Below are 14,862 nucleotides of genomic sequence, written 5' to 3' on the forward strand. Positions count from 1 at the left end.
TTAGTAACCTCCTACACGCTCTTTCATGAGATAGTTGGCATATCGAACAGGCTGGGTAATCGAATGAAGCTGTGCAGTCGGGTCGTCAATCATGCGAAAGACGGTTCGACCCGGCCGGCTGTTTACTTCAATAATCCAGACGTTTCCCGTTGTATCAATCCCAACATCGATTCCAAGCTCGACTAAGCGGCCATGATTCTGCTCCAGAAAACGCGGCAGCTCATCCGTCAGTCGAGAAATGACCTGGTCGATCCGGGTAGACATGGCTGGTGGGAAGTGTTTACTCAGAAAGGATGCCAGAGCTACGGCCTTGCCGCCCCCGTGCAAATTGGAGGTAATGCTTCGTTTGTCTCCCAAGCGGACCGCTCTCCCTGTCGTCTCCCAGTTTCCTTCGCCGTTTTTTTGTACGAGAACCCGGACATCAAAGGGGGTGCCATCCGGGGTATGCAGCTCCAGATACGGCTGCACTAAAAATTTGCGCCCAGCGGTAAAGGTTGCGACGAATGCTTTGAGCTTCTCTTTTTCTCGAATAAGCCTGCGAAAAGGCTGATTCTCGCGATTTCGACCAGATGCGACGTAACCACCGCGTATTTCTTTAATTCGGACAACACCAATTCCATGTGTGCCAGCCATGGGCTTGATGATGGCGGCGCCATATTTATTCAGAGTGCCATCCAAGGCAGTAAAGGTGAGGAGGTCCGTCGGAGGTAAATGAGGGGCGAGCAAAGAAGACTTCAGCAGCATCTGATGAACCTGCCATTTGCCAGACAAGCCATGCCCCAAAAATGTAATGTTGCGATCGTTTTGCAACTTCTCCACGAATGGTTTATAGTGGCGGTAAGATGGGCCGACAAAACAGCGGTCGTAGATCAAGGTCGGCATCGGAAAAACATTGGATTGCCAAGCGCCATTGCGGAATTCAAAGCCTTTGACCATTCGGGTGGAAAAGTCAACTTGACGCGGTGAAAACACAAAGACGCGGATGCCATGCTTGCGTCCGTATTGCGTCAGCTTTCTGTAATACCCTTTGTCTACAAAGTGGGAGCCTTGGCAACGAGTCATAATGCCCAAGCTTCTCTTGTTTGCTGTCATGTAGGTCACCTTCGCCTATAGTTCTTGCCGGTTGTTTTTTTCTTTGTGCCAGGTTTTGCTTTGGAGGCACGGGGATAACCGCTCATATAAGATGCATATTCAAGCATGCGAACGACAGAGGGACGTGCACGCCTGGGGGGTTCATCCACACCTTCCGGCAGAGGTATCGTGTTCGATGTTTTCGAAGGCTTGCTGTTTACCTCCAAAAGCCATACTTGACCGTGCACGTCTACACCGAGGTCAACGCCAAATTCTGCATAATGGCCAGGGAGACCTTCTTCCAAAAGCACCGAGAGCTTCAGTGCAACCTCCCGCAGCGTTTGAGGAGATGGTTTGACTCTACTGGCCCAGGGGCCGCATACGCGCAAAGCTTGGATTGGCGTGAGCATGGACCCGCCGCGGGAAATGTTGGAGACGATGCGATTTTGTCCCAGACGGGCTACCATCGAGGTTATTGACCATTCACCACTGCGGTTTTTTTGTACCAAAACGCGAAAATCAGTCGGCCGACCGTTGATGCCGATTAAGGGTAAACCTTGCTGCAATAAGTAAGGTTTTCCTTTTGTTCGTTTTGACAGGTAATGATGCAGCCCTTGTATACTGGAAAAGGATTGATTCATTCCACCGGGTCTGGCAAGTGAATAGCCTTCTGTTGTTCTGCGCAGCCGAATAATTCCTCGCCCCATACTGCCGTTTGCCGGCTTGGCATAGACTGTGCGGTATTGGGAGAGCATTTGCCGTAAATCCTCCTGGCCCAGGTAACGGACCATGCTGGGAAGATGGGGCGCTGCTGCCTCCTGATTTTCGAGTGCAGCGTGCACGTGCCACTTGTTCAGGAATCGTTCGTTAAAAAATGGGATGTTCGCGTCTTTGCATCTTTGTACCCAAGCACTCATTTGCTCGCTTCGTTCCCGCTGACGGGACACGAGTCGGTTGTATATGCATTGAGGGAGCGGTAGTACTCTTTGTCTCCAGACGCCGCCCTTTCGCACTAAGCCACGAACAATTCCGGCATCCCAATTGACATCCTGTAGCCGGAAAGCACAGATAATTCCACCGCGCTTTCGGTTGATGTCAGCCACTTCGTTGAAAAAAGGAGTGAGTGGGCCGAAGGGAGACTGTGGATATTGGGCATTGTAGGTAGATACTAGAATTCCGATATAGGGACCGAAAACTAGCTTCTGCTGGTCCGAAGAGTAACGCAGGAGCAAAGAGACTCCCGTAGGCAGATGCAAAGATTGAGCCAAAGATGGACGAATCAGGGTATTACCACTTCGTTCCATGCTGCCAATGCGGGCACAAACCGTTTTACTTCCAAATTGGATATCGAGTGTAGAGGCTTGTAGCTTTAATTTGCGCATTTGCGCCTGGGGCAGGTAAAGGTCTACTTCCGACTTTGGCTCGTATGCAACAACGATGGTTGGAACGTAAGACATGATTATCCCCTTCCCATCAGGCATGAAGTTAGTCTATGGTATGAGTAGCCAAATGGTTTGGTGCCATGCACAGAAGAGAGGTTGTTAGTAGTTATGAACGTTTGGGTAATATTAGTGAATATTGGGGTGGGCTCCGTAATCGGAGGAGTGACGAATGAGCTGGCGATTCGAATGCTTTTTCGACCGCTCAAGCCTTGGTACATCGGGAGTTGGCGGGTTCCTTTTACGCCCGGATTGATTCCTAGTAGGCGCGATGACATCGCGATACAAATGGGCAGATTAGTGGAAGAGCATTTGCTGACAACAGAAGGCATTAGGCGTGCTCTTACCCAGACTGGGCTAGAAAACACATTGGCAGGCTGGATGACCAGCATTGCTCATGACTGGATGTCGGACGAGCGGACGCTGCGTCAGGTTTTGGTCAAGGCTTTGCCAGAGACCTTTAATGAAGAAGGTGGATGGAGCGACCGGCTTCGCACTCCTGTGCAGCTGTACTGGCAAGCCTTCGTAGATCATGCGCTCTATCAAAATGAACAAAAGACGCTGCGAGAGCTGCTTCCAGAAAATGCTCCAAAGCGTCTTGAGGATACACTCAGTACGGTGAGTCAACTGCTTTTGACCCGTTTTCGCGAATATCTGCATTCTCCAGAAGGACATCAGACCCTGCAAAATATGGTTCGAGGTTTGCTAGGCGGAGGAGGCGGAATGTTTGGCGGTCTGGTCGGCATGTTCTTGGGCGACGACAAGATTTTGGGTAAGCTGCTTCCCCATTTGGATGAAATTCTCCAGCGCCCAGAGCTTGCTGAGCGAATCCAGCAATTTTTACAGGTCGAAGCAGACAAGCTACTTGATAAAAATGTAGGAGAGGTTGTTGCCTGGCTTGGGCGTGAGCAGATCGATGAATGGGCAAATGCGCTGTTTGCCAAGCTGGAAGAGGGAAGCATCAAAATCGTGGACAAGCCGATGTCCAGCTTGACTGCTCCACTCCAGGAGAGTGTAACAAATGAACTGATCCCGCGCGTAGCGAGATGGATGGTAGATTCTTTGCAGCAAAATGTAGAACGTATTTTTAAGCGACTCGCTGTTCGCGATATTGTCACACGTCAAGTAGAAGGATTTCCAATTGAAAGAATTGAAGAAATGGTAATAGGGATTTCAGGAAAAGAATTCCGTATGATTACGGTACTTGGTTTTATTCTTGGCGGAATTATCGGGCTCGTCCAAGGTTTACTAGCAGGCTGGTTAAATTAGTGAAACTGAAAAGAAACTGTAAACCGTCTGTAATAATCCTGTAATATTCCAGGGGTAAGATAAAAGCACGATGAAAACCCCCTTAATGATATACTTTCTGATTAGGTAGCTTGAAAAAGCTACCCTTTTTTTTTGTCTCGCCTTCGGGTATATTGGTCGAAGGAGCGGGAGTATAAGGAACGGCTGAAACAAGAGGAAGGGGGAAGGGCAAGATGGCAACCAAGCATGAACAAATCTTGCAACATATTGATCGCCTTCCGATCGGTTCGAAGATTTCCGTGCGGCAGATCGCCAAAGACCTGGACGTAAGTGAGGGTACGGCATACCGTGCGATCAAGGAAGCGGAAACACAAGGATACGTCAGTACGATCGAACGTGTCGGAACAGTGAGGATCGAGAAGAAGCAAAAAGAAAACATAGAGCGGCTTACGTTCGCAGAGGTCGTCAATATCGTTGACGGCCACGTATTAGGTGGACGAGAAGGGCTGCACAAAACATTAAATAAATTCGTCATAGGTGCCATGCAGCTGGAAGCGATGATGCGCTATATCGATGCTGGCAGTCTACTGATTGTAGGGAACCGTTATCAGGCTCACAAGATTGCATTGCAGCAGGGAGCAGCTGTACTCATTACTGGGGGCTTTGACACGAGCGAAGAGATCAAGCAGCTGGCAGATCGACTCGCACTCCCTATTATTTCATCCAGCTATGATTCATTTACGGTCGCTTCCATGATCAATAGAGCTATTTACGATCGATTGATAAAAAAAGAAATCGTCATGGTAGAAGACGTGCTGAAGCCGCTGGCAGAAACACCTGTGCTGCTAACCTCCGACTCCGTTGCCAAGTGGCATCAATATACAGAGCTGTATCAAGATACGAGATTTCCTGTTGTTGATGAGCAGATGCGCTTGATCGGGATCGTCACCTCCAAGGACATTATCGGTCACGAGGAAACAGCTACAATTGACAAAGTAATGACCAAAAACCCGATTACGACATCACCGCGTGTGTCCGTAGCCTCCTCGGCTCATACGATGGTGTGGGAAGGCATCGAGCTGTTGCCGGTCGTGGATAATCACCGCAAGCTGGTCGGCGTCCTGAGCCGCAACGACGTATTAAAAGCGCTGCAGTTTACGGCGAAGCAGCCACAAATGAGCGAAACCTTTCCGAACCTGATCATGTCGCATTTCCGTGAAGAGCGCCAGGCTGACGAGGTCGTGTACCTGGGGGATGTAAGTCCACAGATGACCAATCATCTCGGTACGATTGCGAGCGGGATTATGACTACTGTCATGGTAGAAGCAGCCTGTAATCTTTTGCGTCTGCACAGGCGTGGTGACATGGTGCCGGAAAACATAACGGTATATTTCTTGAAGCCGGTTCAGATGGAGAGCCATATTGAGGTGCAGCCGCGCCTCTTGGACATCAGCCGTCGCTTTGGAAAAGTAGAGGTTTCGGTCTACCACGGCGAGCAGCTGGTTGGGCAGGCTATGGTCACTGCACAAATTATTGAGCGATAGTGTAACGAATGTAACAAAGAATAGGTCATCCAGTGAAGAGAATCCCTCTTCGGCTGGCTGGCCTTTTTTTTACTAAATAAGGAAGTATAAACTTCACGAATGTACATCCTGATTTAGCAAGATTATCTTTCCGCTAAACCGTGGTCGCTCCTCCTTAGGAATGCCTCGATACAGGTTTTCTTATTTGACAGGAAGAGCAATGTCAGCTACGATCTTGTTAGAAGATCATCTAATTAGTTTGTTTGTGAAAAGAAGGGGGAAGACGCGTTGCAATTAGATCAACTGGTTACGTTTTATAAAGCGTTGGGAGATCCGACGCGGGTGCGAATCCTGGCTATTTTGGCAAATGGCCCCTTCCACGGACAGGCACTGGCAGGCAAGCTGGGAGTGACACCGCCAACGATTACACACCATATGGCTAAGCTGCGCGAAGCAGGAGTCGTTTATGAGCGAAGAGATAAAAACACCATTTACTTTTACTTACACGAAGCTAATCTGAAGCGGCAATCAGGGGCCATCCTTCACGTCATGGAAAAGGCAAAAGAGACGGCTGATGATGAGTTGCTTGTCGACGGTACGGATGTGGAGGAGAGGAAGACACAGATGGCCCTGGAAAAGATGCAAGTCATTCGCAGCTTTATTAGACCGGACGGCAAGCTGAAGCAAATCCCGGCACAACGCAAGAAAAAGCTGATTGTTCTCGAATACATGGTACGTGGGCTGGAAAAAGGGCGGAAGTATGCCGAAAAGGAGATCAACGAGTTCATCAAGCAATTTCATGATGATTACGCGACGATCAGGCGAGAATTTATCATGAATCATTATATGTACAGAGAAAATGGGATCTACGAGCTGAACCCTGAGGCGATGTGGGCAAAATAAAAAAGGGAATTATGTAAAAAAGGACAACCGTCAGCACTACGCTCAGGTTGTCTAAGGTAATAGAATGTCACACAAAGACCATTATAGGGCAGAGACTTCGGGGAGGCTATAACAAACAGCTGGTAGTAGAGGCGAAAGCTGGTAGCTAAGTATGGTTGTCAGTATCAAAAAGATACTGGGTATCATTTTGATACTTTTGGCTTTTGGACCGCATGTGGCTTATATTTTTTCATCTGACGTCAGTCATTTCGTATCATTTTGATACTCGAATGACTGTTTTTTTATTTTTTGATCACATAAAAATGACTGATAGAAAGCGAAATTCCAACACACTCCAAGTAGAATCAGGAGTAGATGGCGATTTTTCCTCCACAGGAAATGCTTTGGCATGGTCTGTGCTTATGAAAAGCTGGAGAGGTAAGAAAGGCGAGCAAAGGAGGAATAGCCATGCAATCGCAAGTGGTAGGCGATGTGAAGTGGGCAAAAAACAAGTTTCATTCGATCGAGTATAACGAAGAAGAGCTATCTATCTTTGCCAAAAGCCAGATCCAAAGTGTCCATGCCTTTCAGCAAACCCACCGCGCTTATACAAGGACCCCCTTGTACCAGCTTGGGTATTTGGCCGAGCATTTACAGGTTGCCGACATTCGCGTAAAAGATGAATCATACCGGTTTGGCCTGAATGCCTTTAAGGTGATGGGGGGCATCTATGCTGTCGGAAAGTACGTGGCTCAGCAGCTGGGCGAGAAGGTGGAGGACTTGTCTTTCGAAGCATTACAAGCCCCTCGTGTAAAAGAGAGACTAGGAGAAATCACGTTTATTTCAGCGACAGATGGGAATCACGGACGCGGGATTGCCTGGGCAGCCAGAGAGCTTGGGCAGCGGTCCGTCATTTATATGCCCAAAGGCTCGTCTATACAGCGGCTGACGGCGATTCGAAGCGAGGGTGCTCAAGCAGACATTACCGAGGTCAATTACGATGAAACCGTCAGAATGTGTGCTGCCCTTGCGGAAAAAAACGGTTGGGTCATGGTACAGGATACAGCGTGGGAAGGCTATGACGACATTCCGTTATGGATAATGCAAGGATATGCGTCCATGGCTAAAGAAATCGAGGAGCAATTGCTGGAGGACGATGCTAAGCCTCCAACCCATGTTTTCCTCCAGGCGGGAGTCGGCTCATTCGCAGCCGCAATTGCAGGATATCTGGTCCATGTGTATCGGGACAATCCTCCCGTCATCCTGGTTGTAGAGCCGGATCAGGCAGACTGCTACTATCGGTCATTTACTACTGAGGACGGCGGACGAGAAGTAGTAGGTGGCGAGATGAAGACGATCATGGCGGGACTTGCGTGCGGGGAACCAAACACGAGAGCTTTTCGCTTGCTTCGCCAATACGCCACGGGTGCATTTTCGTGCCCCGATGCGATCTCTGCACTCGGGATGAGAGTATATGGCAATCCGCTGAAGAGTGATCCTCGCGTCATTTCAGGAGAATCGGGAGCAGTAACTCTTGGCCTGCTCTACTATTTGCGCAAGCTGTCGGATGATCCGCAGCTTTGCCGTGAGCTTTCCCTGGATACCAGCTCTCGGATACTGGTGATTAGCACGGAGGGAGACACAGACCCGCAGCAATATCAAAAGATCGTATGGGAAGGACAATATCCTGCTTACAAATAGAAAAAGGAGAGAGAAACGATGGAACAGCTAAAAAGCTTGGAAGCGATGATGCAAGAGACAGAAAAGGATCTGGTTTCCTTTGCCCAGGAGCTGATCAGAATCCAGAGCTACTCGGATCAGGAAAAGGAAATCGCAGCTGCGATTGAGAGAAAAATGCTTGAGCTCGGTTATGATGAAGTGTTTATTGACACGATTGGCAATGTCGTCGGGAGAATCGGCAACGGTGAAAAGGTGATAATGTTTGATTCTCATATGGATACGGTAGAGGTCAATGATCCGGACGCGTGGGAGGTTCCGCCATTTAGCGGGGAGATTGTAAATGGAAGACTTTATGGCAGAGGCTCTGTAGACATGAAGTCGGCGATCGCTGCCTCCATCTATGCGGGTGTTCTCGCAAAACAAACCGGCTATAGTGAGGGGAAAACGATCTATGTATCGTGCACGGTGGATGAGGAATATTGCGATGGGGAAAACCTGAAGCATTTGTTCCAAGAGCGCGACTTCAGACCAGACTACATGGTGATTTGCGAGCCGTCCAATAACAAAATAACATTGGGACATAAAGGCAAGGCGCAAATCGTAATCAAGACAAAAGGAGTCTCTGCCCATGGCTCTGCACCGGAGAAAGGTAAAAATGCCATCTATGAAATGGCTGAAATCATCCAGCGAGTAGAGCAGACGAATGCAGAGCTGATGAAAAAAGAAGGGCCAAAAGGAACGCTTGTGATGTCGAGAATTTCGAGTGTCAGTGCTTCGCTGAATGCTGTTCCATCAGAATGTGAAGTGTACCTGGATCGGAGAATGGTACTGGGCGAAACGGAGGAGACGATCCAAAATGAAATGGACCGGATCATCCAAGGAAAAGAAGCCACCTGGGAAATTGGAACGCTTCGCCGCAAGAGCTGGACAGGCGTCGACATCACCTACGAGCCGTTCCACCTGCCTTGGAAAATCGATGAGGAGCATGAACTTACTCGTGCGTGCAATGAAGCGTATGCCCAGACCTTTGGCAGTGAAGCGCAGGAGTACGATTTTTGGGATTTCGGAACAAATGCAGTGACCCCTGTCAGTATGGGTATCCCGACAATCGGCTTTGGACCAGGAGATTACAAGCTCGCGCATATGACCAATGAAAGCTGCGAAGTAAACCAAATTGTAGAAGCCTGCAAATTTTACACGAGACTTATTCGTCAGGTATAAAAACGAGGTGTAAAACGGCAAAAACGGCGTAGTCGAACAAAAATTGTGTTCGTACGCCGTTTTTGTTTATCTTTGGATCTGCATAGTGCGGACAAAATCATGCAGTTTGTCTAGGTCTGTAATATTGCGATTGCACTGCTGGCTGTCCTCGCATATATAGTTGCCTTTTTTTAGATAAGCTCCGTCACCGGAGGCTTTGATTTCCGCCACAAACATTCCCAGGTCGGCAAAGTCGTTGCATATTGCGCAAACGCCCTTCTGATTCATGCTGGTAAAAGTCCCGTGTACGCCGATGAGCTTGTTGTCCAAATGGGTGACAATGTACTTTCTGGAAGAGCCTTCATCAAACCATCCCAGGTAAGAAAGCTCCTTCCAATCGATCTCGTCAGCCTTGGGAGCTTTTAGCTTCTTCACCTTTGGAAACAGCTTTTTCAACGCTTGCTCGGTTACAACTCGAAACGGGATGACGTATGGAGATAGCTCTGCAAGCAGTTTTTTCGACTGAGTCCGGTCTTCGATGTGATGGATGGGGCCGAGAAGCTGCTTTTGTTCCTCGGTCATCTCCGGAAACAGCTGAAACACTTTTTCTTTTGCCATATCTTTTAATGCATGGAGTACAAAGCGATCGCTGCTATTGGCATGTCCGTTGATCACGGCTTGTACTTGCGCTTTGATGAAGTTGTATTCGTGACTTTTGATAAACGGTTCCATGATGATCACCTCTGTTTTTTCCTACCCTTATTGTAGTTGAGTCCGGATGGGAAGGAAATGTAGAGGATGAGTAGGAAACAAACTCGGCATACTCGGTGGGGGAAAGACCTCCGGCGGAGGGCTGTGGTGGAGGGAGGAAAAAGGAGAAAACGCTCCAGCTTCTTGGGACTTAGCGTGCGGGGGCATCCCTGGCCGGCTCCACTCCAAAAACGAAACCCGCGTCCAAAGTAGCGGGTTCGGTGGGGCTGATCAGAGGTGGACGCTTAAAGGCGTGTTTCGCTTTTTCCATTGCGCCTGGGGGAAGTCCCAAAGAGCTCTCGCTTTTTTCTCCTTTTTCCTCGGCCAGCTGTTGGAGTCCGCCGAAGGTTTTTAGGGATTGGGACATTTAAAAGCATAGAAAAAACTACGTCAATACAAAAAGCAGCACCGACAATCTGTGTTTTCAGATCATCTGTGCTGCTTTCGTGTGCCAACATTATTTGGTGTAAACGATTTTTTTAATCGTTTCAACGGAGAGGAAGTAGTCCTCAGCCAATTGGGCGATGGTGCTGCCATTTTGAAATAAACGCTTGATTTTGCGGTTTCTGTCATCAAGTAGCTTTCTTCCTCCAGATCGTGTACCCCATTTTTGATACGTTGCCTCTGGCTTGGGTATATAAATGGCTTCGCCTTGCACATATTTTTGAATCTCAGCAATCAGTGTTTCAGGCAAAATAGCGGTTGCTTTTACATATTTCACTTCTGCCAGCTCCTTATTCTTGAGTAAAAAAAGAAATAAGGTGCAAAGCCTACTAGAAATAGAAATGAGATATGCTCATATAGGCGATTGTTAAGTCAATCTCCAACTCATGCAAAGTATCGCCTCTCTAAATCCTAGGCTTTGCATGAGACGCTGCAGTATCTGGCAAACCAGAAATCGTTACCAATCGATACACCCCCTCAAACTCGTGTATGCTTCGTATTATAAAGGATATGAAGCCTGATTGCATCTTGCAGCTTCGAAAAACAGAAAAGAAAAAAATGGCGTGTCAGAACAAAGATCTGTTCGAACGCCATTTTATTTATCTTCATTCCCTTACATTTAGGTCAGCTTTTCTTTTTTCAGCTCTGCCTGCCAAGCTGTGCGGTAACGAAAATAATTGCGGGTTCCCAAAAATAGATTGATGACGCCTACAACCAGCATGATCAGGGCGACAACGATGCGGATCGTATCCAACGTCTCGAATGTGAATTGATTGAGAGCAAACAAGCTAACCAAGATACCCAAAGCGACGTTCATTTTCCCAAGAGTCATACGGGATTCCAACGGATGGATACCTCGTCTGCGGGCATGCATGCTGAAATAGACGCTGGCAACCAGTGAAGCGAGAACGCCGGTCATATAAATAGCTGACCACATATACGGATTCATCCTCTCTAGCAATCTCGTATTATCCTACCAAATGAGGGGGAGAATGGTCAAATGATCCAAGGAACATTCGTTCTTATTTTCCCATACTTGTTGTACTTTCCGCTATAATAGAAAGGAGAGAGCGAAAATAACGATTCGTAAGCGATAACAGAGAGGAAGAACATGATGACCTCCTTTGTTCATTTGCATGTTCATACAGAATATAGCTTGTTAGATGGAGCGGCTCGAATTAACGCGCTAGTGGAGAGAGCGGCTGAGCTGGGAATGCCAGCGCTGGCGATTACCGATCATGTCAATTTGTATGGCGCAGTGCCGTTTTATAAAGCTTGCCTGGAAAAAGGGATCAAGCCGATTATCGGAATGGAGCTATACCTGATCGAAGGCAACCTGCAGGATCGCGTTCGCAATGCACCCGCCCCTAGCCATCTGGTCGTGCTGGCCGAAAACGAGCAAGGCTACAAAAATTTGTTGAAGCTGGCAACGATCGCCAATACAGATGGAAACTACATCATCCCGCGTCTGAATAAAGAAGTGCTCGCCCGTCACACGGATGGGCTGATCGCTCTTAGTGCTTGCCGAGAAGGGGAAGTAGCAAGGCACTTGCTTGCGGGTGAAGCAGAGGAAGCTAGAGAGAAGGCATTATGGTACCAATCGGTATTTGGACCTGACAGCTTTTATTTGGAGCTGCAGGACCACGGTCTGGAGATCGAGCGCAGGCTGAATACGCGTCTGGCAAAGCTCGGCCAAGAAACAGGCATCCCGCTTGTTGTTACCAACAATGTTCATTACTTATATAAAGAAGAGCATCAGCTACAAGATATTTTACTTGCGATTGGGGAAGGCAAAACAGTTGATGAAGAAAATCGATTTCGCTATGAAACTGATCAATATTACTTGAAAACGACAGAGGAGATGGCAGAACTGTTTGCCTACACTCCGGAAGCACTCACAAACACACTGGTAATCGCAGAGCGGTGTCAGCTGGAGTTGTCGCTGGGGGCTCACATTTTGCCGGAATTCCCCTTGGCTGCTGGACAGGATTCGACGACGTTTTTGCGCGAGCTTTGTGAAAAAGGCTGCATCGAGCGGTATGGAGAGATTACCCCACAAGTGCAAAAAAGGCTCGATCACGAGCTGTCCATCATTACAGGAACCGGCTTTACGGATTACTTTTTGATTGTGTGGGATTTCATGCGATACGCACATGAGAACAGTATTCCGACAGGTCCGGGCAGAGGCTCGGCGGCAGGCAGTCTGGTAGCCTACGTACTTCGGATTACAAATGTTGATCCAATGCGCTATCATTTGCTTTTTGAGCGGTTTCTCAATCCTGAACGGGTCACCATGCCCGACATCGATATTGATTTTTCCGTGGAGCGCCGTGATGAAGTGATCCAGTATGTGGCACGTAAGTACGGGCATGACCGTGTAGCGCAAATTATCACCTTCGGAACGATGGCAGCGCGGGCAGCGGTGCGCGATGTAGGACGTGCGCTTGGACTCTCTCTGGGTCTGATCGACCGTGTCGCCAAAATGATTCCACAGTCTCCGGGGATGACGATTGATCGGGCGATGCAGCAAAATCCCGATATTGGCAAGCTTTGTGTGGAAAACAAGCAGGCAGCCAAGCTGATCGAAACTGCCAAAGGGGTGGAGGGGCTGCCGAGACACGCATCTACCCATGCAGCTGGCGTGGTCATCTCACGTGAACCGCTAACGCAATACGTTCCTTTGCAGATGGGAAATGAAGGACTCTCCCTCACCCAGTACCCGATGGAGATTTTGGAAGAGGTCGGTCTTCTGAAAATGGACTTCCTCGGGCTGCGCAACCTGACGATTATTCAGGAGACGTTGCGCCATCTGAGTGAGCAGGGAATGGATTTGGACCTGGAAAACATACCGATTGATGATGCGCGTACTTTTCAGATGCTTACTCGCGGAGAGACCACGGGTGTGTTTCAGCTGGAATCATCCGGGATGCGTCACGTACTGCGTGATTTAAAGCCGACGACGCTGGACGATATTATCGCAGTAGTGGCCTTGTACCGCCCGGGACCGATGGAAATTATTCCGCAATACATCGCAGCAAAGCACGGCCAGAGCGAGGTGAAATTCGCACACCCGATTCTGGAGCCGATTCTCAAAGACACGCATGGCTTTATGATTTATCAGGAGCAAATCATGCAGATTTCTTCTACGCTCGCGGGATTTAGCCTGGGGGAAGCAGATATTTTGCGGCGTGCGGTGGGGAAAAAGAAACGAGAGCTGTTGGCTGAGCAACGGGAGAAGTTCGTAGCAGGCTGCGTCCGCCAAGGTCACGGGGAAGAGCTGGGCAACCAGGTATACGATCTCATCGTGCGCTTTGCTGATTACGGCTTCAACAAAGCTCATTCGGTCGCGTATGCGGTTATCGCCTATCAGATGGCGTTTTTAAAGGCAAATCATCCACTGGCATTTATGGCAGCCCTATTGTCACTGTCAATCGGCAGCCAGACGCGGATTGCCGAATACACAGAGGAAGCGCGCAGGCTGAGTCTTTCGGTGCTGGGGCCAGATGTTAACAAAAGTGAAGCCATGTTTACAGTAGAACAAAATGCCATCCGCTTTGGACTTGCTGCTGTCAAAAACGTAGGCTACGGGGCGATTGAATCCATCGTGACTGAGCGAGAGGAAAGTCCGTACCGCGATGTGTTTGATTTTTGTGCGAGGGTTGATGCGCGTCTGGTAAATAGACGTGTCGTCGAATCGCTGACGCTTTGTGGCGCCTTGGACAGTCTGCCAGGCCACCGCAGCCAGCTGCTCCTGCTTTTGGACGAAGCTGTTGGAAAAGCAAACAGCAAACGAATCGAGCGAAATGCAAATCAGCTAGATCTGTTCGCAGGACAAGAGGGGGCAGCCCCCGTACGCGTTCCGGCAGAATATCCAGAAGTGCCGCCTCTCTCTCAACCCCAACAGCTGAAAGAAGAGCGTGAACTTCTCGGTGTGTATATTTCAGGTCATCCACTTGATCAATTTGCTCACGTGGCGAATCGTCCGGAGGTAACTGCCATCTCTGCCTTGGGAGAGCTTTCGCGAGACAAAACGGTAAAAGTATTCGGAATGGTGACAGAAGAGCGCAGAATCCAAACAAAAAAAGGCGACCCGATGGCTTTCATCACCATCGAGGACAAAACAGCCCAAGTCGAGATTGTCGTCTTTCCGCAGGTGTATGCCAAGTACGCGCAAGTTTTGGGACGGGAGAGAATGGTGGTTGCCGAAGCGCGTATCGATCATCAGGATGATACCGTGAAGCTGTTGTCCTCGCGCTTTTGGGATGCTGAAGCACTGCCGCAGCCAACTGTCGAGAACGTTCTTTTTGTCAAAATTAGTCCGGCGCAGGAGCAGGATTCGACTCTGCAACAGCTCAAACGTTTATTTGTCGAAAAAAAAGGTATGATTCCCGTAATCCTGTATTACGAGGGAAAAAGACAGACAATTCGCCTGCCAAAGGACAGTTCGGTTGAGGTGGACGAGTCATTTTTGGAGCTAGCGCGAGATATTGTGGGACATGACAGCGTAATTTTGAAAGAATTGCCCATAAATTGGGGAGGATGAGGAATGTCCTCCCTTTTTCGCCGTTTTCGGCAGGTTTACAGGAGAATGGGTTTTGCTATATATTGAACTCATAACTTAAAAA

11 protein-coding genes are annotated in these 14,862 nt (G+C 48.7%); 6 read left to right on the plus strand and 5 right to left on the minus strand.

Annotation, left to right across the window (positions count from 1 at the left end; all coding sequences use genetic code 11):
• Together SB752_RS06260 and SB752_RS06265 are read right to left on the minus strand one after the other, a co-directional pair.
• A complete protein-coding gene (locus SB752_RS06260; RefSeq protein WP_410714832.1) occupies positions 1-1,092 on the minus strand; it encodes a YheC/YheD family endospore coat-associated protein in 1,092 nt (363 codons plus the stop codon).
• Positions 1,093-1,097: 5 nt separating this feature from the next.
• A complete protein-coding gene (locus SB752_RS06265; RefSeq protein WP_410714833.1) occupies positions 1,098-2,528 on the minus strand; it encodes a YheC/YheD family endospore coat-associated protein in 1,431 nt (476 codons plus the stop codon).
• A gap of 93 nt (positions 2,529-2,621) precedes the next feature.
• On the opposite strand from SB752_RS06265, the gene SB752_RS06270 reads away from it, so the two are divergent.
• From SB752_RS06270 to SB752_RS06290, 5 genes are all read left to right on the plus strand, one after another.
• Complete coding sequence (locus tag SB752_RS06270; protein ID WP_410714834.1) at positions 2,622-3,779, plus strand: DUF445 domain-containing protein; 1,158 nt, start codon at positions 2,622-2,624, stop codon at positions 3,777-3,779.
• 212 nt (positions 3,780-3,991) lie between these two features.
• A complete protein-coding gene (locus SB752_RS06275; RefSeq protein ID WP_103107049.1) occupies positions 3,992-5,302 on the plus strand; it encodes a DRTGG domain-containing protein in 1,311 nt (436 codons plus the stop codon).
• A 267-nt stretch (positions 5,303-5,569) separates the two neighbouring features.
• Positions 5,570-6,184 carry a DUF2087 domain-containing protein gene (locus tag SB752_RS06280; protein ID WP_410714835.1) on the plus strand — a complete coding sequence of 205 codons (615 nt, stop codon included), beginning with the start codon at positions 5,570-5,572 and terminating at the stop codon, positions 6,182-6,184.
• Between the two features lie 447 nt (positions 6,185-6,631).
• Positions 6,632-7,864, plus strand: a complete 1,233-nt coding sequence (dpaL, locus tag SB752_RS06285; protein ID WP_410714836.1) for a diaminopropionate ammonia-lyase — start codon at positions 6,632-6,634, stop codon at positions 7,862-7,864.
• An 18-nt stretch (positions 7,865-7,882) separates the two neighbouring features.
• The gene (locus SB752_RS06290; protein ID WP_410714837.1) at positions 7,883-9,064 is read left to right on the plus strand and encodes a YgeY family selenium metabolism-linked hydrolase; all 1,182 of its coding nucleotides are present in this window, start codon (positions 7,883-7,885) and stop codon (positions 9,062-9,064) included.
• Between the two features lie 66 nt (positions 9,065-9,130).
• On the opposite strand, the gene SB752_RS06295 is transcribed toward SB752_RS06290, so the two are convergent.
• From SB752_RS06295 to SB752_RS06305, 3 genes are all read right to left on the minus strand, one after another.
• Positions 9,131-9,775: a FusB/FusC family EF-G-binding protein gene (locus SB752_RS06295; protein WP_410714838.1), complete on the minus strand. Its 645-nt coding sequence runs from the start codon at positions 9,773-9,775 to the stop codon at positions 9,131-9,133.
• 475 nt (positions 9,776-10,250) lie between these two features.
• On the minus strand, positions 10,251-10,514 hold the full coding sequence (locus SB752_RS06300) for a CD3324 family protein (RefSeq protein WP_410714839.1): 264 nt from the start codon (positions 10,512-10,514) through the stop codon (positions 10,251-10,253).
• Between the two features lie 342 nt (positions 10,515-10,856).
• Positions 10,857-11,174 carry a YtpI family protein gene (locus SB752_RS06305; protein WP_410714840.1) on the minus strand — a complete coding sequence of 106 codons (318 nt, stop codon included), beginning with the start codon at positions 11,172-11,174 and terminating at the stop codon, positions 10,857-10,859.
• A gap of 177 nt (positions 11,175-11,351) precedes the next feature.
• Between SB752_RS06305 and SB752_RS06310 the strand changes: the two genes are divergently transcribed.
• Entirely contained in the window at positions 11,352-14,780 is a 3,429-nt protein-coding gene (locus SB752_RS06310; RefSeq protein ID WP_410715132.1) for a DNA polymerase III subunit alpha, read from the plus strand.
• The last annotated feature ends 82 nt before the right edge of the window (positions 14,781-14,862 follow it).

Source organism: Brevibacillus sp. SIMBA_040 (assembly GCF_046535075.1).
In the GTDB taxonomy this organism is placed as follows: domain Bacteria; phylum Bacillota; class Bacilli; order Brevibacillales; family Brevibacillaceae; genus Brevibacillus.

Bases quoted from the DNA above. Each gene is read 5' to 3' on its own strand.
- SB752_RS06310 (WP_410715132.1), top strand. From the start codon at position 11,352: ATGACCTCCTTTGTTCATTTGCATGTTCATACAGAATATAGCTTGTTA.
- SB752_RS06260 (WP_410714832.1), bottom strand. From the start codon at position 1,092: ATGACAGCAAACAAGAGAAGCTTGGGCATTATGACTCGTTGCCAAGGC.
- SB752_RS06270 (WP_410714834.1), top strand. From the start codon at position 2,622: ATGAACGTTTGGGTAATATTAGTGAATATTGGGGTGGGCTCCGTAATC.
- dpaL (WP_410714836.1), top strand. From the start codon at position 6,632: ATGCAATCGCAAGTGGTAGGCGATGTGAAGTGGGCAAAAAACAAGTTT.
- SB752_RS06295 (WP_410714838.1), bottom strand. From the start codon at position 9,775: ATGGAACCGTTTATCAAAAGTCACGAATACAACTTCATCAAAGCGCAA.
- SB752_RS06290 (WP_410714837.1), top strand. From the start codon at position 7,883: ATGGAACAGCTAAAAAGCTTGGAAGCGATGATGCAAGAGACAGAAAAG.
- SB752_RS06275 (WP_103107049.1), top strand. From the start codon at position 3,992: ATGGCAACCAAGCATGAACAAATCTTGCAACATATTGATCGCCTTCCG.
- SB752_RS06305 (WP_410714840.1), bottom strand. From the start codon at position 11,174: ATGTGGTCAGCTATTTATATGACCGGCGTTCTCGCTTCACTGGTTGCC.
- SB752_RS06265 (WP_410714833.1), bottom strand. From the start codon at position 2,528: ATGTCTTACGTTCCAACCATCGTTGTTGCATACGAGCCAAAGTCGGAA.